Source organism: Acinetobacter sp. UBA3106 (assembly GCA_002365595.1).
Classification (GTDB): Bacteria; Pseudomonadota; Gammaproteobacteria; order Pseudomonadales; family Moraxellaceae; genus Acinetobacter.
Genome location: DFAM01000023.1, coordinates 1 through 17,469 on the forward strand (window position 1 = coordinate 1; position 17,469 = coordinate 17,469).

A 17,469-nucleotide genomic window follows, 5' to 3' on the forward strand; every position below is an offset into this window, starting at 1 on the left:
TATTCAAAACACCCCCTTCAATAGAAGGGGGTGTTTTTTTATGCGTGGGAAAAAGAAATTTAAAAACCAAGAATAAAAAATGCTATATATGTAGACATAAAAAAGCCCCAACATCCTGTCGAGGCGTTTTCGTATTGATTATTAATTTATTAATTGTTGTCGTGCATGCTTTAGAGCGGTTCTTAAGCCTTCTTCTAAAGTAGGATGATAGAACGGTTTTTTCAAAATATCATCAATGGTTAGCTCTTCTGAAATCATCCAAGCCAGCAAATGAGCCATATGTTCTGCAGATTCCACTAAAAATTCAGCACCTAATAGTTTACGAGAAGTTTTATCTACATACACTTCTATAGCACCTGCATTTCGACCAAGAATTAAAGCACGTCCTTGCTTTTCATAGGAAACAATACCTGTAACAAAATCAATTTTTGCATCTATTAGCTGTTTGAAATTTTTTCCAACCGTGGCCATTTCAGGTGAGCTAAACACAATGCTTAAGGGCGTAAGTGTCTTTAAATTCTCAATTTTTGGATAATTTAAGCAATTATGCACTGCACCACGTCCTTCATGAGCTGTTTCATGCTGAATTGGAGTATTGGTATATGCATCACCTGCAATAAAAATGGGATAATTACCAACTTGTTTAGTTTGATTGTCGATAGGAAGTTTTTTATGGTCTGTAAATGTATTATCGATATTTACGAGCTGAAGTGTATCTAAATAACTTTTTCGGCCCGTTGCAACGAGAAGATATTCTGCATTTAGTTGTTGCGGCTGATCATTTTCCTGAAAGTGAATCATAACTCCTTGAGTGCCAAGCTGAACTTTAGTCGGTAATGTTTCGAATTTAATATTTAAATTTTTACTGATTTCCTCTTGGGCTAACTTTTGTAAAGTTGGGCTGCTTAGGGCACCCACTTTGCGACTACGTGCGAAAACAGTGGTTTTAACGCCTAATCTTTGCATGGCTTGTGCTAGTTCAATAGCGATCACTCCGCTACCAATGACCGCTAAAGATTTAGGTAGTTTTTCTAGTTCAAAAATCTGATCTGAAGTGATGAGACGATTACCAAGTTGTTTTTTCCATTGTGCATCAAAAGTTGGGGTAGAGCCTACAGCAACGATAAAGCTTTTTGCTTGATATTCTTTTCCATTTACGGCCACCGTATTGGAATTAATGAATTGTGCCTGTCCTAAAACTTTATGTTCTGTTGGCCAGCTATTTACATCTTTAAGTGTGGCATGAGTAAAATGATCTCGGAGTATACGCACATGTTGCATGACTTGTGATGTATCAATTTCTGGTGCAACAGAAAGACCTACTTTGTCAGAAGTTTGAATATCATGCATACGATTTGCAGCAGCAATAAGAACTTTACTTGGCATACAGCCGACACGGGCACAGGTTGTATCCCATGAGCCTTCATTAATAATTAGAATATTCTGGGTGTATTTAATGGCTTCTTTATATGCAGCAATACCTGCTGTACCTGCACCGATAATAATAATGTCATACATTGTGAGACAGCTCTCATTTTTATATTTTTTTAGGTTAACACGGTAAAACATTTATCATGCTTTTGTTTACATAAACTACTAACTATGATTACATATCAATCAATATAAATTAAATGACAACACTATTTTTATAGGGATTTTGGGGATTTTTAATGAGTAAAAATGTTGGATTGAAACTATCAACAGTTGCTTTGGCTGTTTTACTTGCAAGTTGTGGTGGAGGAGGGAGTGAGGGATATTTTAATCAGCAGTCTGGTTCAAGCACTAGTCCTACTACCAATCCAAATACAGGTGAAGCTGTTCAATCACTGAATATAGGCACAATTCAGCTAAAAGACTTAAGCGGGAATGTGACCTCAGTTATTACAGGGGAAGGTGTAATTGCAAATGTTAAAGTTACAGATCAGTCTGGAAATGGGGTTAGTGGAGCTTTGGTAACATTTGCTTCTACTGGCGGGGTCGTTTTTGGCACTTCAAACAATGCTGTAGTGACAAATGCGAATGGTGAAGCAAGCATTTCTGTAAAACCTATAGATGCAAGTAGCACCGGTGCATATAAAATTTCAGCAAGTGCTGAATATGATAATAATACAGCTACTGCTAAAGATGTGATATTTACTTTGCAACCTTTAAATGTCGTTCTATCGAATTTAGCTGCAGCAAATACAAGTCTTTCATCTGGTGCGTCAACGAATATTACTTTAAAGACCTTAAATCGAGATGCTGCTACTCAAAACAATGTAACGGTTAACTTTACTGCAAGTTGTGGTACTTTTGAGCCAGCATCTGTAATTTCATCAAATCAGGGCGATGTTATTACTTCGTATAAAGCGATTGCGTCGAATGGTAATTTATGTGAAAACTCAGCTGTGATTACAGCATCTTCACCAAGCAGTTCTTCATCTACAGCAACTACGGTTAATATTGCCGCAGTTCAAGCCGATTCTTTGGTATATACAACAACTTCTGATGTCAATCTTGGTATAAAGAGCAGTGGCTCAGCAGCCTCAGGATCTATTGAATTTACTCTTTATGCTAATGGTGTTCCTGCGAAGAATAAAGAAGTTCAGCTGTCATTGGAAAAAGCGCCAATTGATCTAAATTTTGTGTCGCTCAATAACCGTGATCCACAAGTTGTAAAAAGTGACTCTAACGGAAAAATTCTTGTTAATTTATATCCCGGCGATATTCCGGGTCCTGTAGAGATTAAAGCGACGTTGGTGTCCTCACCAAATATCTCTGCAGTTTCTAGAGGGGTTAAGGTTTCCTCTGGCCGTGTCACCCAAAAAGGCGTAAGCCTTTCTGTCTCTAAACAATCTTTGCGTACAGATATCGATGGTGATGTAGCAACTATTGTGGCCCGTTTAGTTGACCGTACAGGTAACCCCGTACCAAAAGATACAGTGATCAGTTTTGTTAGTGAAGGCGGCAAAGTTGATTCCAACTGTATGACGGATGAGAACGGTGTTTGTTCAGTCACTTTAACTACACAGAGTCCAAGACCTTTAGATAACCGAGTAACTGTTTTAGCTTATCTTGAAGGAGATAAGAGTTATAACGATAATAATGGCGATAATTTATATACAGTGGGTACCGATACTTTAACCAGCAATATTGGTGATTTCTTCAGAGATGATGATGAAAACACGCTTTATACCGTAGGTGAGTTCCTCTACAAAAAAGCGGCCGGTGCTTTGCAATGTGCAGCATCATCTATTACACAGCCAAATATTCCAAATACTTGTGATGATAATTTAAGTGGTGTTTTACGTCAGCAAATTTTATTTGCTTTTGCACATGATACGCCAACCTATGTTTGGAATAACGGTTTTGAAAGTAATGGATTAATTTCTAGTGGTTCGGGTAATTTTAGTTTCCAAGTTTTTGGCAATACGCAAAAAACGGTGCCAATGCCGTCTGGAACCCAAATTTCCGTAGAAGTTAAGGATAATACTGACTCAAACAACTTATCATGCGAAGCGGACATTAGGGCTGGTAATATTACCGTACCAAATGTAATGGGTTTATTAACACCAAGTACTTTTGCAAATTCTGGAAATGAGTTGGTGAGTTACTCAGTCCGTTTAAAAGGTTGTGTTGCTGGAGATGATGTTAATGTTATTTCAAGTGTGCCAAACGGCAAGATTCAAAAGTCTTTCCTAGAAATTAAATAGACATAAATAAAAACAGCGCTTCGGCGCTGTTTTTTTGCTTTATATTTTTAAATCGAAGTTCCTACACTCACCCCAACCTTAGGTCGAACATTCATTGAATGACATCCAACAATTACACATGAAATAAGAAATAAAAGAATAATTTTATTCATAGAATAATCCTAATTTTTGCTTCATTAAAGAATAGGCAAGGGCATATATCACTTCGATCTATCATTCATATAGGTTTTTGAAGCTCATAATCATATTTTGTAAATTCCACCTGGTCTGTTTTAAAATATTATTATATTAAATAGGTTGATAAATACCGCTGATATGAGATTGTTCAGCAATATGCCTGAATTGATTGAATCAAGCCAAATGGATGTATCAACAACCGGAATGGGATGATAAATTTAAAATCTTAAGAAGTTTCATTTATTTTTTGTCATTTGACCAATAACACCCATAACAAAGATTAAGCTAATGATTAAATTAATAATTTATACGAATAACTTGGTATTAAAGGTCAAAATGAAACTGAAAAAGCACGCTCAGCAACGTGCTTAGTCATCCAATAAATCCATTTGTTTTGCCAGTTGGAATAAATTGTTTGAGCGATTACCGGTACGACAGAACATCAAAACCGGTTTTGGCAACTCATTAAAGTGATTGGCAAATGTACGCACATCGACTTCAGTAATTTGACCTGCAACCACGGGTTGAAAAACATAGTCTAAGCCTGCATTACGTGCAGCTTCTTCAATTTGTGCACTTGTAGGCTGCTCTGGACCACCTTCCATATCTGGACGATTGTTGATAATGGATTTAAACCCTTTTTCAACAACTTGTGTTACCTGTTCTGGGCTAATTTGACCTGCAAAGCCGACATTTTCACTCATTTTGTCACTCCATAATTTGCTCTATAGATATATGCTTTATGATAGCATTAAGCTGAAACTTGAGTTTAATCTGTTGAAATTTTTATAAGCAATTACAATCATAAAATAACGCACTGGAGCGCGTATGCATTCCTATACGGTTGAACCACTCTATGTAAATAGTGGGCAAGAGGTCATTGCTGCGGATTTTTATCGTCCCAAAACCGAGCATAAACCTGCTGTGATTATTATGGCACACGGTTTAGCAGCTTTACGTCAATTTAAACTGGTTCAATATGCCAAGCGTTTTGCTCAGGCGGGTTATGCCGTTGTACTGTTTGATTATCGTTATTGGGGCGGAAGCACCGGTCGTCCACGTGAGCTGGTCTCGATTCAATCTCAATTGGAAGATTGGCGAACTATGATTGCGCATGTAGTAGAGCGCAAATCAATTGATTCACGGCGTATTGTACTCTGGGGAACCTCTTTAAGTGGCGGCTATGCCTTAAATTTAGCGGCAGAATTAAAAAATGTCCAAGCGGTGATGGTGCAAGTACCCTTTGTAGATGGTACAGAAAGCGCCAAGCTTTATCCTTTACAGCAATTGCCGAAAGCACTCAAGATATCCAGTCAGGACTATATGGGGGCAAAAGTGGGGATGTCACCAAAAACATTACCTGTTGTGAGTAAAAAAGGCTTATGCTTTATACCGACAGCAGATAGTTATGAGGGATATCTCTCCCTTATTCATCCAGATTATTACTGGAGTGGCGAGATTCCTGCACGCGTCTTTTTCAATCTAATCCGTTATCGTCCTATTCAGGATGTGCGTAAAATCAGTGTGCCTGTTTTATTTATTGCCTCCAAACAGGATAGCTTGATTCCGATTGAATCGAGCCGTGAAACAGCGACCAATATTGCACCTTATGTACAATACCATGAATGGGATATGCAGCATTTTGATATCTATCATGGTCAATGGTTTGAAAAAGCCATATCAACCCAATTAGAATTTTTACACCAACATATTGGAGTAAGCTAATGATTATTGTATGTCCTGCGTGTGGTGCCAGAAACCGAGTACCTGAAGATAAACTGGAAGCCAACCCAAACTGTGGTCAGTGTCAGCATGCACTTATTCCACTGGCGCCAATTGAATTGAATGAGCACAATTTTAGTAACTTCGTTACCCATAGTGAATTACCTGTACTAATTGATTTGTGGGCGGAATGGTGTGGTCCTTGCAAGATGATGGCACCTCATTTTGAACAGGTCGCCAAACAGAATCCGCGAGTGATTTTTGCGAAAATTAATACCGAAGAATCACCTCGACTCAGTGGTGCATTTAATGTGCGTAGTATTCCTACCCTGGTTTTGATGAATAAAACCAATGAAATTGGTAGAATAAGCGGCGCGCTACGATCTACAGAGCTACAACAGTGGCTGGATCAACATTTAAATGCCAATACTGGGAGTTAACGTGTCAGATATTCATGTAAAACCGGAAGGAACGCTTTCCCTCCAAACAATTGCAATGCCAGCAGATACCAACTGGAGTGGTGATGTTTTTGGTGGATGGATCGTTTCACAAATGGATTTGGCAGGTGCAATTCACGCAGAGCGTTTTAGTAAAGGACGCTGTGCAACCATTTCAATTAATCAGATGACTTTTTTGGTTCCCGTAAAAGTCGGTGATGTGATTAGTTGTTATACCAAAATTTTAAAAGTGGGTAATACCTCAATTCAAATGCAGATTGAAGTATGGGATAGCCACGACAGTTCTCGTGAACCGGTTCGCGTGACAGAAGGGGTATTTACCTTTGTTGCGGTAGACGTAAAAGGTGGAAAGCGTCAGATTCCTGAAGATGTCAAACAAAAATATTTAGCTTCCCAGCAAGAGAAATAATTGCAAGTGTGAAAAAGCCCAATCTTGATTGGGCTTTTTTATCAGTTCATTTTTTTAGCATGGTCTTGCAGAGTACTTAGAATGATTCATGTTTAGTGATAAGCAAGCATCAGCAAAACCATATTAGTTGTTTAACTGTGACTTAGAAATCCAGGCCCAAAGCATTTCACATTGAATGGGTTGTTCCCCCGATTCATCCGTTACCTGGACAGTTACCAGTGTTTCGCCTTTCTCAGTGCTCTGCATTAATTTCTGCTGCTCATCGGTCAAGGTCGCGGTTGCAACCATTGCACCTTTGGATGGACGTTTAAAATCAATTTTAAAGCTTTTGATTAAAACAACACAGGAGTCCGGAACATTCATCCCGGTGACAAAACCTGTGGCGGTTTCAGCAATCAATGCCATCGCACAGGCATGAACCTGGCCAATATGGTTTTGCATGGCCCGATGGTTTTCAATCTTGACCACCACTTTGCTATGACTGACTTCCATGTAGCGAATATTGGCACTACCGACCATTGGCACGACACGACCAAACACTTTGCTCCACAGTCTGCTGCGGATACCTTGCGGTAATTTAGCCGTTGCTTTTACCAGTTTTGATAAGCGATTGGTCGGTGTCATGCGGTTCCTCGACTGTGATTACATCACAGTATTAGTCTTTGAAATTATTGAACTGTAAAGGCACACCAAATTGTTGTTCTTTTAAAAATGCCATCACTTGTTGCAAAGTATCGCGCTTTTTATCAGTCACACGAATCTTGTCGCCTTGAATAGAGGATTGCACTTTCACACCGCTTTCTTTAATGGCTTTATTAATTTTTTTTGCGGTATCGGAGTCAAGGCCATCTTTAAGCTTGATCACCTGAATCACATTTTTGCCAGAAGCGGTCATTTTTTGCGGGTCAAGCGCTTGAATATCCACTTTACGTTTAAAGAAGTGATTTTCCAGCATGCTATAAACTTGTTCACATTGGAAATCGCTTTCGGTACTGATTTTGATTTCCTTGTTTTTTTCATTCAGTTCAATAGAAACGTCTTGTCCACGGAAGTCAAAACGGGTTGCAATTTCTTTTTGCGTGTTTTGAACAGCATGATTTACTTCAAAAATTTCTAATTCAGATACAATATCGAAAGAAGGCATGGTTTAGACCTTTACAAAGGGAAAGAATATCTGAGATGCTAGGGATGTTTTCTTCATTTGCCAAGTGTTGTTTACATCAAAGGAGTGCGCAATGATCCGTAAACAAGAAATTACAACATTTGAGTTCCCAGAAAATGCAATTATCTGGGATGTTCGTGATACAAAAGCCTTTGCTGAAGGTCATGTGAAAGGTGCTGTTAATCAGCCCATTGATGGCTTGAGTGCAGACAGCTTAACTCAGGTGGAGTCGGATCAGCCTATTTATATTTTATGCGGTGGTGGTAGTAAGGCTCCACGTGCAGCTGAGAAGTTAGAGGGTCTTGATAGCTCACGTGAATATGTCATTCTGATGGGTGGCACTCGCGCTGCTCGTGATGCAGGCATGTCACTAGAACAAGGTGCATAAATCATCTTGTGAAAAAAAGCGCCGAAAGGCGCTTTTTTATTGGGGGTAATATTTTTTCCTCTCCTTTTAGGAGAGGGGGCAGGGAGAGGTAAAATATTTTCACAATAAAATAAAACCCTCACCCTAGTCCTCACTTGCGCTGCGTTTTAAAGCAGTGCTTTAAAATTTGCTCAGGAGAAAGAAACGCCTCCCTTTTTCAAAGGGAGGTCGGGAGGGATTAAATTTGAGGCTTAAAATAAGGTTTCTTTGCTTTCACTTTCTTTTCGAAACGTCTAGCACTGAGTTTTTTCAGTAAATTCGATGAAACAGGACAGGCTTCACCCAACACCTGAGCAGCCAAAACTTCACTGCACAGCGGTGCAAATAAAAATCCTTTCGAACCCAATCCCGTCAGTGTGTAAATCTGCTGATCTTCTTGTAGCCACCCCACGACAGGAAAATAATCCTGAGTTTGTGCACGTACTGAAGCACGGCCTTGGCAAGTTTCAAGCGGTGGCAAAGTTTTGGCATATTCAGGAAAAACGCTGTGAATTAGTTCATAGTTATGCACATGATCTTCCGCCAGGACTTCATCATCAGCCCGGTTTGGATAAAAAGATGCGCCTAAAATAAGGTGATCGGCATCGAGCTGCATGCAATAGCCGCCATAACTATAGGCTTGGTTGGCATCTAAAGGCAGTGCAGAGTTGTTTAACCAGCTGACTTGACCGCGAATTGGTTTTAAAACAGGAAAATGCTCAAAGAAATTTTGGCTATTGCGCGCAGCACAGACTATGACGTGATCAAACTCACCCAATAATTGCTGTGAACTGGAAAACACATTTACTAAAGCCGCTGGTTTGATTTCGGAAACTTCCGCCTGCTTATATTGAATCAGAGGATGTTCTAAAATTTGATCACGTAATTGATGCGGTAAAACTGCACCAGCCTGCAATAAATTCAGGTTTGGATAGGAAGTGGTGAGGGAACTATCCATTGCCTGTTCGGCTTGAAGAATGTTTTCCGGATATTGCTCTGCCAGCTTGAGTAATTCATCAGCATTTTTCAGGGCTAGCTGGCTGACCTGAATCGGGCGAAATGCTTTAAATTTTGCATAATGATTTATGGCATGCTGCCAGGCCAGAGTCATTAAATGATCTGCACTTTGTTCAATCGGACACAGCTTGGGATTCAGCAAAGCTAAAGGATTGCCGGAACCTCCAGAAAGAGGAGCTGACTGGTCATAGATCATCACTTGATGGCCACGCTGAGCAAATGCCCAGGCACAGCTTAAACCTGCGATTCCTGCGCCAATAATCGCTATCTGGCGCTGTTTAAAAATCGCGGCGCGTAGCTCAGTTTTTTTTTCAGTGGCATCTAAATCATTAGACGATTCAGACTGTTTTTCAGGTGCATTCCAGATGGCTTTGAGCATTTCCCGTTTATGTCTAAAACCACGCGGACGTGAAATAGAAATACCGTGATTTTTTAACCCACGTTTCAGTACACCAGCCACACTGAACGAAGCAAAAGTGCTGCCGAAATCGGATAAACGCACAATGTTGTTTAAAACATTTTCTTCCCACATATCCGGATTACAGGATGGGGCAAAGCCATCTAGAAACCATGCGTTGACTGTTACTGTTTTTTCCATAACAGGAAAGACATCATGGGCATCACCTAGCCATAAATCCAGGCTAAAACGCTCATCAGGGAAAGATAAACGGTGACAGCCGGCAATCGGCATTGGGTACTGTGCAATCAGTTGATCAGCTAAAGGCTTGAGTTCCGGCCAGGCATTTAAAGCGCGAATCAGGTCAGTTTTGCTGAGTGGAAATTTCTCGACTGAAATGGCATGCAGATGGCTATGATTATCTGGACGGACTTGCTGCCAAAGCTGCCATAAGGCTAGAATATTTAACCCGGTACCAAAACCGGTCTCACCAACACAAAAATATTCAAAGTCATTCAGGTTTGCCAAGCGGGTCGATAAATCATTGCCATTTAAAAACACATGTCGTGTTTCAAGCAGGCCATTATCTTTAGAGAAGTAGACATCGCCAAACTGTTTGGAAACGGGAACATCAATGCCATCGACGTGTTGCCAATCCAGATCGGCAGTTTGGATAGGATGAGACAAAACCTAAGTAACCTTTAAATTCATCGGTAAAAACGAAATGAAGCCGTAAATGTAGCCATTACCACTGACGACGACGTTTGGTATAGACATAACTTGCAATTAGAAATCCGAGCAGGACACCAACGGCAATCGTTGCTGCACCGTATAAAAACATCTGTGCACTACGTTCACTTTGCAATACTTGCACCTGAACGCCCAAACTGTCATTTTTTAATTGCAGTTCCTGGTTCTGTGACAAGGCATCTAAATTGGCTTTTTCCAATTGCTGTAAACGCGTAGCCTGATCTTTGACCAGAGCCTTCACTTTGGCATCTTGCACTGCTTTATTCTTGGCAATTTGTTCTGCGGTTAGGGGCTTGGCTTCTTGCGGTAAACCGTTGGCATCCAGACTAGCAGCAGGAACAGTACCAGGTTTATTTGCAGCTAAAGTTTGAAGTCTAGTCTGTGGTGGAGGTGTTGCAATCGTTGCTTGAGCAGCAGGCGCTACAGCGGGTGTTGGAGCAGGGGTAGGTTCCACTGCCCAAGCTGTTGAACAGATGAAAGCGAAACCCAATAAGCTTGAAACTACAACACGCATGATTTTATCCTTGAGGGAAAGCTTTATTAAAAGGTTTCACATCAATATGACCATAGATGCCTTCTTTTAGGAAAGGTTCATCTTGCAGCCATGCATCTAACGACTCGCGGTTTTCAAAGTCAACAATAATCGTGCTGCCATAAAAACCTGCTTGTGGATTACCAGGATCTTTAGGCATTGCACCTGCCACAATCAAACGACCCTCATCATTTAATTTTTGCAGGCGTTCCAGATGTTTTGGACGTGTAGCTAGGCGTTTTTCGACTGTACCTTCGTTATCGGTACAGGTTACAACGAATAAAGGCATATTTTTTCTCGATCAGTTGACCTGAATTAGGCTTCAGGCGACTTAAAATATTTGCGCAAGACAATAAACTGAATAATGATAAAGGAAAACATCACAATCATGTCACCAAATGCAGTAAATTCGCCCCAATATTTTCCGCCAGCAAATAAAAATGCGAAGAAAACATGCAAGAACGACATGAAGACAAACATTCCCGCCCAGGCGAAATTCAAATTTTTCCAGCCTTTTGCGGTTAAATTGAAAATAGGGCCAAATAAACGCTGAATCAGTGGATTTTTGTCTTTGGTAAAATAAGGCGAAAGCAGGAAAGCACCTGCAAAAACAATATTTAAAAGAGCTGCTTTTAGCCGGATATAAAAATCATCGCTCAGCATCAAGGTGATACCACCAAAAATGACGGTCATAAACAGCACAATCCATTGTTGTTTATCCAGGCGGAATTTTTGGGTGACAAATAACACACCATAAACCACCAGCATTGAGATGATCAGACCTGCGGTAGCCACCAAAATGTTATTATTATCTACACCCCCTGCCGAACCGATCAAATGTAATAGCGGATGATCGGTATCTTTTGGATCAACAGTTTTATATAAATAAAAGAAAATAATGAGGGGCACAAAGTCTAAAAGTGCTTTCATGTTAGAGTATCTAAATCTGATCAAATAAATGACATAGTATAAGTTATGCAAGGCGTAGATTTACATACACATAGTAATATTTCTGATGGAACTTTGTCTCCAGAACAACTTGTGCATGCGGCCGTAGAAAAAGGTATTCATACCCTTGCGCTGACGGACCACGATAGCATGGATGGCTTAAAATTAGCTGAAAAGATTGCACAGGATTTGCCGCTGCATATTATTTCCGGAGTGGAAATTTCCAGCCAATGGTCACGTCCGGCAACGAAAAAAAACTATGCTGTACATGTGGTTGCATTGAATATGCAAAATCCGCAACCTTTACTTGTCTTGCTGGAACAGCAAAAACAGATTCGGGCGATTCGTGCCAAACAGATCTGCGATTTACTCGTTCCTCTAATTGGTGAAGATATTTATGCCGATGTGATTGCCAAAGTGGATAACATTCCTGACCGAGTGACACGCACCCATATTGCTAAAACCCTAGTCGAAAAAGCTTATGTGAGTCGTCCACAACAGGCCTTTGATAAATATATTAAAGAAGGCAAAAAAGCCTATGTGAAATTTGATGGCTTGGGTTTGCAAGAAACCATTCAGGTCATTCATGAGAGCCAAGGTTTCGCCGTACTTGCGCATCCGACTAAATATGATTTATCAGCAACTAATATTCGTTATCTGATTGAAATATTTGCCCAGTTTGGTGGAGATGCAGTAGAGCTTCCTCCTGCCATTGAACCAGCTTCAACCCGGCAGATGGTCGATCGGATGATTGAGCAGTTTGGACTTAAAGTGTCGGTAGGCAGTGACTTCCATGGTGACAATATGCCGTGGATTAAACTGGGCAATATCCCGCGTGTTAAAGAAGGGCAAGTGGGCGTTTGGGAGAGTTTTCGTTGATTAATATTTTTAACCTCTCCCTTGCGAATTCAGAATATATTCTGAGAATTTTCATCTCCTAAAAGGAGAGGAGACTCCTTCCTTTTAAAAGGGTGGGCAGCACTACTGCGCAAGGAGAGATTTTTATAAAAGATTATGATCTTGTGCCTGAATCGGTGGCGGAGTCGGTTTACCTAAAGTTCCTAGCAGTTCAATCTCGATAGTCCGTACCATTGAATCTAAAGGTAAGTCATTACTTTGTGTACCAAACGGCTCTTCAATTTCTGAACTTAAGGCATCTAAGCCTAAAAAAGTATAAGCCAAAATACCGACCATTAAAGGCGTCGCCAGACCTAAGGTTGCGCCTAGACTAAAAGGCAACATAAAACAGAAAAAATACACGGTACGGTTCAGCAAAACCGAATAAGCAAAGGGTAAAGGTGTGGTGGCAATACGGTCACAACCGGTTTGCACCAGGCTCAATTCGGTCACATGCTGATTCATCTGGGTATAAATAATATCGGAAATTTCACCCTCTTTAAGTGCCTGCATTAGCTCCCATTGAATCAGGCTTAAAGTATATTGCGGTGCATTGGCTTGCTGATACAGCTGGGTTATGGCCTGTTGGCTCATGCCGCTGGTTTCCACCAGAGCCAGGGGATTGGCTGTTTGATGACGTAAACGATCACGCAAGACATTGGCAAACACAATTACGTGCTGGATGATGCGTTCACGGCGACCTTGGCTGAACATACGACAGTCACGGTCAAAATGTCGCGCATTGGCTATCAGCATGCCCCAGAGTTTACGGGCTTCCCACCAGCGGTCATAACAGGCGGTGTTTTTAAAGCCCAGAAAAATCGACAGGACGACCCCAATTAAAGTAAAACCCACCAGTGGAAGTTCTGGAAAATGAAAGTAACCAATATAAGACAGCCCGCCAATCACTGAGGAGATCAGCATGACCACACCTAAAGGCGGCAAAACCTTGGGCAGAATGGTCCCGCGCCAGGAAAAGAGCAGCTTGAATACACTAGGTTGATCACGAACAATCATGTTATTAGTATCATCAAAATTTTTGTTGATCTTCAGTGTTGGCACGGCTTTTGTCAATAATTGTTACATTTTTATTGAGGCTGAATAAGCCCATGTTCAGCAAAAGAATAACTCCCTTCCGGGGAAATAATACAATGGTCAATCAGACGGATTTCTAATAAGTCACAGACCGTTGCAATATTCTGGGTTAATTCGATATCGGCTTGCGAAGGAAGGCCCAGACCAAAGGGATGATTATGTGCAATCACGATGCTACTGGCATGTTGATTGATCGCATAGCGCAGCAACTGATTTGTAGAAATTTCACACGAATTTAACGAGCCATAGAACATTTTTTTAAAGCTTATTTTTCTTAAATGGGCATCGAGGCAAAGCACGGCAAAAACTTCCTGCGTTTCACCCAGTAATTCGAATTTTAAAAAATCCAGTAATATTTTTGAATTGCTTAATTCAATTTTTTCCTGCTTTAAATGGGCGGAAATATAACGTCGTCCCAGCTCCCTTACCGCAATCAGTTGGGCATATTTACTTGCCCCAATACCATGAAACTGGCTTAAATCCTGAAGCTCGGCATCAAAAATAGGGTTGAGCCCACCAAAATGCTGCAATAGCATTCGGGACAGTTCCACCGCAGAATGTTGCTTAGAGCCTGAGCGTAAAAAGATGGCCAGCAGTTCCGCATCCGACAGGCTAGCGGCCCCTTGTAAAATCAGCCTTTCGCGTGGACGTTCCTGTTCAGGCCAGTGTTTAATCGATAAATTCATTGTTTTTAGACTTTTTTGTTATTAGTAATGGTCATTACCGCAAGTTGCTGACTTGGGTATGACTTTATTTAATGCTATTGTGAGCGCCACTGCAACAGAAAGGTAGCCTGTTCGTGAGCTTCGACTTGAGTGTGATTCCAAATAAAAACATTGTTTTAGCGGTAACTGGTGGTATTGCGGCATATAAAAGTGCCATTTTGGTCCGTCGTTTAAAAGATGCCGGCTTTAATGTCCGTGTGGTGATGACGCAAGGTGCGCAAGCATTTATAACGCCGTTGACTTTCCAGGCTTTGTCGGGAAATCCGGTGCATACTGAATTACTCAATCCTGAAGCTGAAGCGGGCATGGGGCATATCGAACTGGCACGCTGGGCCGATTTATTGCTGGTTGCGCCTGCAAGTTGCGACACGCTGGCAAAATTTGCTGCGGGTCTGGCCGATGATTTACTTAGTACTTTATATCTGGCAACCAAAGCACCGGTTTGGGTAGCCCCAGCCATGAATCAGCAAATGTGGGCAGCCAAAGCCACGCAGCGTAATTTAAATACCCTTGTGGAAGATGGCGTGCATGTGATTATGCCGGATGCCGGATCACAGGCCTGTGGCGATGTCGGTTTAGGACGTATGCCTGAACCGGAAGATTTAGCCCGTCAAGTCACCGAATACTTTCATAAAGCACAGCGTGCGATTGCGGAAAAATTTGGCATGCTGGCTGGTAAGCATGTGGTGATTACTGCGGGTCCAACGCGTGAAGCGATTGATCCTGTGCGTTATATTTCTAACCATAGTACCGGCAAGATGGGCTTTGCCTTGGCTGCGGCGTGTTATGCAGCTGGTGCGAAGGTCACTTTGATTGCAGGTCCGGTGAGTCTGGATACGCCAAATGGGGTACGCCGTATCAATGTGCAATCTGCAATGCAGATGCTGGAACACAGTATGGATCAGCTGGATAAAGGCTGTGATATCTTTATTGCCACGGCTGCAGTGGCGGATTACCGTGTGGCTGAAGTTGCCGAACATAAAATCAAAAAATCCGGCGATGAGCTAAATGTGGCTTTAATTAAAAATCCGGATATTGTCGCAACCATTGCCCAACAACAAAAACGTCCATTTATGGTGGGATTTGCTGCCGAAACACGTAATGTTGAAGAATATGCAGCGGGCAAACTGGTGGCGAAAAAACTGGATATGATTGCCTGTAATGATGTTTCACGTCCAGATATTGGTTTTGCCTCGGATGAGAATGCCATGATTGTGTTCTTTGCCGAGCAGTATCAGATGCAGCAGCGCGATCTAGAAAAAGCATCGAAACAGGAAATTGCCCAACAGTTGGTGGAAGCGATTCATGATGCTTTGCATCATGACATGCAACCGGTTTAAAACTAACTGACTTGATTGATAAAAAATGCAGCGAATCCGTTGCATTTTTTATGCAAGGTGCGCTATGTTTAAAGCTTTAAATTCAAATTTGAAGAATAAGTAAATAATAACAATAGCCCTAATTTTTGAAATAAATCTTTAAAAGGACATCCACATGATTAAAAAAACCTTAATTACAGCGCTGCTTTCAGTTGCTTTGTCGTTCAGTAGCCTGAGTTTTGCCGGTGAGCTTGGGCAGAGTATGAGCACGCTTGCGAAAAACTTTAAAATATTTAATAAGGCGGAGAATCCGAACGATGCACTGCAAGCACTGGATAATATGAAGGCTGCGGCTTTAGATGCAAAAAAAGTGAAATTAAAAGCTCATGATGAGAAAGCACCGAGCTCAGATGCTTTATTTGATCAGCTGGTGGCAGACATTGATAAAACCAGAATATTGGTTCAAGCGGGTCAATTAGATCAGGCCAAAGTGGAAGGTAAAAAAATTGCTCTAGTGAAAGATCAGGGGCATGCAGTTTATAACCATCACTGATTTAATGCACATTTCACCGTTCAGGGTAAAGCGTGGTAAAAAGCTAAATTAAGCTCATTTCCTACTTTTTAGTCACTATCCTCTGAACTGTGCAAATCATGCTACAGCCAACAGCCTGAAAAATGAAAATAAAAATGCCAGCCTACTTTTGAATGAGCTGGCATTGTTTTTTTATTAGATTGCTGGCAATTAATTTGCAGCCAGATTTGACTGATTTTCTTTCACGTATTCTTCAGTACGTTGTATCGCTTCCTGAATATTAATTAATGCGATTTCGACATCTTTTAAGGTTTTGGCATTACCGCCACTTAATGCCTGACGCCATTTTCGTGCACCCGGCAAATTCTGGAATAAACCTAAAATATGGCGGGTAATAATCGAAAGCGGAGCGCCTTCCTGCATGCGTTTGGCAATATATGGCATCATTTGCGCCATAATATCAAAACGGTCAGGGGCTTCTAGATTCCAGATTTGTCCAAGTTCAGCCAGTAAATATGGATTGTGATAAGCTTCGCGCCCAATCATCACGCCATCGACATGTTTTAAATGCTCTTGTGTTTCAGCCAGAGTTTTAACGCCACCGTTAATTTCAATGAGCAGATTTGGACGTTCGCGTTTTAAACGGTAAACATCTTCATAACGTAAAGGCGGAACATCGCGGTTTTCTTTAGGCGATAGGCCTTGAAGCAGGGCAATACGTGCATGCACGATAAAATTGTCACAACCGGTTTGGGCTATAGTATCGACAAAATGCAGCATTTCTTCGTACGACTGCATGTCATCAATACCGATACGATGTTTGACCGTAACAGGTATATCCACCGCATTACGCATTTCAGCAATACATTCTGCTACCAAGTCAGGTTCTGCCATTAAGCATGCGCCAATTTTATTGTTTTGTACGCGGTCACTTGGGCAGCCGACATTTAAGTTGACTTCGTCATAGCCCCAGTCTTGGGCCATTTTAGTACAAGTCGCGAGGTCTTTCGGATTCGATCCACCGAGTTGCAGCACAATCGGATGTTCTTCGTTGTTATAGTCTAAATGGCGATTCGCACCACCAAACAGAATGGCACCAGTCGTCACCATTTCGGTGTACATGATGATATTCGGATTAAACAGGCGAGCAAAAAAACGATAGTCACGGGTAGTCCAATCCATCATCGGCGCGACCGAAATGCGAGGAGTTAGGGACTGGAGATTAGACATA

At 41.3% G+C, this 17,469-nt stretch carries 19 protein-coding genes; 8 read left to right on the forward strand and 11 right to left on the reverse strand.

The window, feature by feature from the left end; genetic code table 11:
• Nucleotides 1-141 precede the first annotated feature (141 nt).
• Complete coding sequence (locus tag B4C48_RS12445; RefSeq protein ID WP_291357221.1) at nt 142-1,518, reverse strand: dihydrolipoyl dehydrogenase; 1,377 nt, start codon at nt 1,516-1,518, stop codon at nt 142-144.
• 152 nt (nt 1,519-1,670) lie between these two features.
• Between B4C48_RS12445 and B4C48_RS12450 the strand changes: the two genes are divergently transcribed.
• A complete protein-coding gene (locus B4C48_RS12450; RefSeq protein ID WP_291356977.1) occupies nt 1,671-3,692 on the forward strand; it encodes an Ig-like domain-containing protein in 2,022 nt (673 codons plus the stop codon).
• Between the two features lie 545 nt (nt 3,693-4,237).
• Here B4C48_RS12450 and B4C48_RS12455 read toward each other — a convergent pair.
• The gene (locus tag B4C48_RS12455) at nt 4,238-4,573 is read right to left on the reverse strand and encodes a TIGR01244 family sulfur transferase (RefSeq protein ID WP_291356979.1); all 336 of its coding nucleotides are present in this window, start codon (nt 4,571-4,573) and stop codon (nt 4,238-4,240) included.
• A gap of 124 nt (nt 4,574-4,697) precedes the next feature.
• Here B4C48_RS12455 and B4C48_RS12460 point away from each other — a divergent pair, with 124 nt between their 5' ends.
• From B4C48_RS12460 to B4C48_RS12470, 3 genes are read left to right on the forward strand one after another with little or no spacing between them, the layout of a single operon-like run.
• A complete protein-coding gene (locus B4C48_RS12460; protein ID WP_291356981.1) occupies nt 4,698-5,594 on the forward strand; it encodes an alpha/beta hydrolase in 897 nt (298 codons plus the stop codon).
• The gene (gene trxC / locus B4C48_RS12465; protein WP_291356983.1) at nt 5,594-6,031 is read left to right on the forward strand and encodes a thioredoxin TrxC; all 438 of its coding nucleotides are present in this window, start codon (nt 5,594-5,596) and stop codon (nt 6,029-6,031) included. Before B4C48_RS12460 ends, trxC begins: the two co-directional genes overlap by 1 nt.
• A 55-nt stretch (nt 6,032-6,086) precedes the next feature.
• The gene (locus B4C48_RS12470) at nt 6,087-6,458 is read left to right on the forward strand and encodes an acyl-CoA thioesterase (protein ID WP_414631515.1); all 372 of its coding nucleotides are present in this window, start codon (nt 6,087-6,089) and stop codon (nt 6,456-6,458) included.
• A gap of 123 nt (nt 6,459-6,581) precedes the next feature.
• On the opposite strand, the gene B4C48_RS12475 is transcribed toward B4C48_RS12470, so the two are convergent.
• Complete coding sequence (locus B4C48_RS12475; RefSeq protein ID WP_291356987.1) at nt 6,582-7,082, reverse strand: DUF4442 domain-containing protein; 501 nt, start codon at nt 7,080-7,082, stop codon at nt 6,582-6,584.
• Nucleotides 7,083-7,113: 31 nt separating this feature from the next.
• On the reverse strand, nt 7,114-7,602 hold the full coding sequence (locus tag B4C48_RS12480) for a YajQ family cyclic di-GMP-binding protein (protein ID WP_166171424.1): 489 nt from the start codon (nt 7,600-7,602) through the stop codon (nt 7,114-7,116).
• 91 nt (nt 7,603-7,693) lie between these two features.
• On the opposite strand from B4C48_RS12480, the gene B4C48_RS12485 reads away from it, so the two are divergent.
• A complete protein-coding gene (locus B4C48_RS12485; protein WP_291356990.1) occupies nt 7,694-8,008 on the forward strand; it encodes a rhodanese-like domain-containing protein in 315 nt (104 codons plus the stop codon).
• 217 nt (nt 8,009-8,225) lie between these two features.
• Here the strand turns inward: B4C48_RS12485 and mnmC are convergent, their stop codons facing one another.
• From mnmC to B4C48_RS12505, 4 genes are read right to left on the reverse strand one after another with little or no spacing between them, the layout of a single operon-like run.
• Entirely contained in the window at nt 8,226-10,127 is a 1,902-nt protein-coding gene (gene mnmC, locus B4C48_RS12490; RefSeq protein WP_291356992.1) for an FAD-dependent 5-carboxymethylaminomethyl-2-thiouridine(34) oxidoreductase MnmC, read from the reverse strand.
• Nucleotides 10,128-10,185: 58 nt separating this feature from the next.
• On the reverse strand, nt 10,186-10,704 hold the full coding sequence (locus B4C48_RS12495) for a hypothetical protein (RefSeq protein ID WP_291356995.1): 519 nt from the start codon (nt 10,702-10,704) through the stop codon (nt 10,186-10,188).
• 4 nt (nt 10,705-10,708) lie between these two features.
• Entirely contained in the window at nt 10,709-11,011 is a 303-nt protein-coding gene (locus tag B4C48_RS12500; protein WP_291356997.1) for a YciI family protein, read from the reverse strand.
• A gap of 26 nt (nt 11,012-11,037) precedes the next feature.
• The gene (locus B4C48_RS12505) at nt 11,038-11,652 is read right to left on the reverse strand and encodes an inner membrane-spanning protein YciB (RefSeq protein ID WP_291356999.1); all 615 of its coding nucleotides are present in this window, start codon (nt 11,650-11,652) and stop codon (nt 11,038-11,040) included.
• Nucleotides 11,653-11,697: 45 nt separating this feature from the next.
• Here B4C48_RS12505 and B4C48_RS12510 point away from each other — a divergent pair, with 45 nt between their 5' ends.
• Nucleotides 11,698-12,549 carry a PHP domain-containing protein gene (locus tag B4C48_RS12510; RefSeq protein ID WP_291357001.1) on the forward strand — a complete coding sequence of 284 codons (852 nt, stop codon included), beginning with the start codon at nt 11,698-11,700 and terminating at the stop codon, nt 12,547-12,549.
• 123 nt (nt 12,550-12,672) lie between these two features.
• Here B4C48_RS12510 and B4C48_RS12515 read toward each other — a convergent pair whose 3' ends face one another.
• Together B4C48_RS12515 and radC are read right to left on the reverse strand one after the other, a co-directional pair.
• Entirely contained in the window at nt 12,673-13,584 is a 912-nt protein-coding gene (locus tag B4C48_RS12515; RefSeq protein WP_291357003.1) for a bestrophin family protein, read from the reverse strand.
• Nucleotides 13,585-13,655: 71 nt separating this feature from the next.
• Complete coding sequence (gene radC, locus B4C48_RS12520) at nt 13,656-14,348, reverse strand: RadC family protein (RefSeq protein ID WP_291357005.1); 693 nt, start codon at nt 14,346-14,348, stop codon at nt 13,656-13,658.
• A 113-nt stretch (nt 14,349-14,461) separates the two neighbouring features.
• Between radC and coaBC the strand changes: the two genes are divergently transcribed.
• Together coaBC and B4C48_RS12530 are read left to right on the forward strand one after the other, a co-directional pair.
• Nucleotides 14,462-15,727, forward strand: a complete 1,266-nt coding sequence (gene coaBC / locus B4C48_RS12525; protein ID WP_291357007.1) for a bifunctional phosphopantothenoylcysteine decarboxylase/phosphopantothenate--cysteine ligase CoaBC — start codon at nt 14,462-14,464, stop codon at nt 15,725-15,727.
• A 154-nt stretch (nt 15,728-15,881) separates the two neighbouring features.
• Nucleotides 15,882-16,259 carry a cytochrome b562 gene (locus B4C48_RS12530; protein WP_291357009.1) on the forward strand — a complete coding sequence of 126 codons (378 nt, stop codon included), beginning with the start codon at nt 15,882-15,884 and terminating at the stop codon, nt 16,257-16,259.
• A gap of 189 nt (nt 16,260-16,448) precedes the next feature.
• On the opposite strand, the gene dusA is transcribed toward B4C48_RS12530, so the two are convergent.
• Complete coding sequence (gene dusA, locus B4C48_RS12535; protein WP_291357011.1) at nt 16,449-17,468, reverse strand: tRNA dihydrouridine(20/20a) synthase DusA; 1,020 nt, start codon at nt 17,466-17,468, stop codon at nt 16,449-16,451.
• Between the last annotated feature and the right edge of the window lies 1 nt (nt 17,469).

Excerpts from the sequence above, each read along its gene's own strand:
- B4C48_RS12445 (WP_291357221.1), bottom strand. The coding sequence starts at position 1,518 with ATGTATGACATTATTATTATCGGTGCAGGTACAGCAGGTATTGCTGCA.
- B4C48_RS12450 (WP_291356977.1), top strand. The coding sequence starts at position 1,671 with ATGAGTAAAAATGTTGGATTGAAACTATCAACAGTTGCTTTGGCTGTT.
- B4C48_RS12455 (WP_291356979.1), bottom strand. The coding sequence starts at position 4,573 with ATGAGTGAAAATGTCGGCTTTGCAGGTCAAATTAGCCCAGAACAGGTA.
- B4C48_RS12460 (WP_291356981.1), top strand. The coding sequence starts at position 4,698 with ATGCATTCCTATACGGTTGAACCACTCTATGTAAATAGTGGGCAAGAG.
- trxC (WP_291356983.1), top strand. The coding sequence starts at position 5,594 with ATGATTATTGTATGTCCTGCGTGTGGTGCCAGAAACCGAGTACCTGAA.
- B4C48_RS12470 (WP_414631515.1), top strand. The coding sequence starts at position 6,087 with ATGCCAGCAGATACCAACTGGAGTGGTGATGTTTTTGGTGGATGGATC.
- B4C48_RS12475 (WP_291356987.1), bottom strand. The coding sequence starts at position 7,082 with ATGACACCGACCAATCGCTTATCAAAACTGGTAAAAGCAACGGCTAAA.
- B4C48_RS12480 (WP_166171424.1), bottom strand. The coding sequence starts at position 7,602 with ATGCCTTCTTTCGATATTGTATCTGAATTAGAAATTTTTGAAGTAAAT.
- B4C48_RS12485 (WP_291356990.1), top strand. The coding sequence starts at position 7,694 with ATGATCCGTAAACAAGAAATTACAACATTTGAGTTCCCAGAAAATGCA.
- B4C48_RS12495 (WP_291356995.1), bottom strand. The coding sequence starts at position 10,704 with ATGCGTGTTGTAGTTTCAAGCTTATTGGGTTTCGCTTTCATCTGTTCA.
- B4C48_RS12500 (WP_291356997.1), bottom strand. The coding sequence starts at position 11,011 with ATGCCTTTATTCGTTGTAACCTGTACCGATAACGAAGGTACAGTCGAA.
- B4C48_RS12505 (WP_291356999.1), bottom strand. The coding sequence starts at position 11,652 with ATGAAAGCACTTTTAGACTTTGTGCCCCTCATTATTTTCTTTTATTTA.
- B4C48_RS12510 (WP_291357001.1), top strand. The coding sequence starts at position 11,698 with ATGCAAGGCGTAGATTTACATACACATAGTAATATTTCTGATGGAACT.
- B4C48_RS12515 (WP_291357003.1), bottom strand. The coding sequence starts at position 13,584 with ATGATTGTTCGTGATCAACCTAGTGTATTCAAGCTGCTCTTTTCCTGG.
- radC (WP_291357005.1), bottom strand. The coding sequence starts at position 14,348 with ATGAATTTATCGATTAAACACTGGCCTGAACAGGAACGTCCACGCGAA.
- B4C48_RS12530 (WP_291357009.1), top strand. The coding sequence starts at position 15,882 with ATGATTAAAAAAACCTTAATTACAGCGCTGCTTTCAGTTGCTTTGTCG.
- dusA (WP_291357011.1), bottom strand. The coding sequence starts at position 17,468 with ATGTCTAATCTCCAGTCCCTAACTCCTCGCATTTCGGTCGCGCCGATG.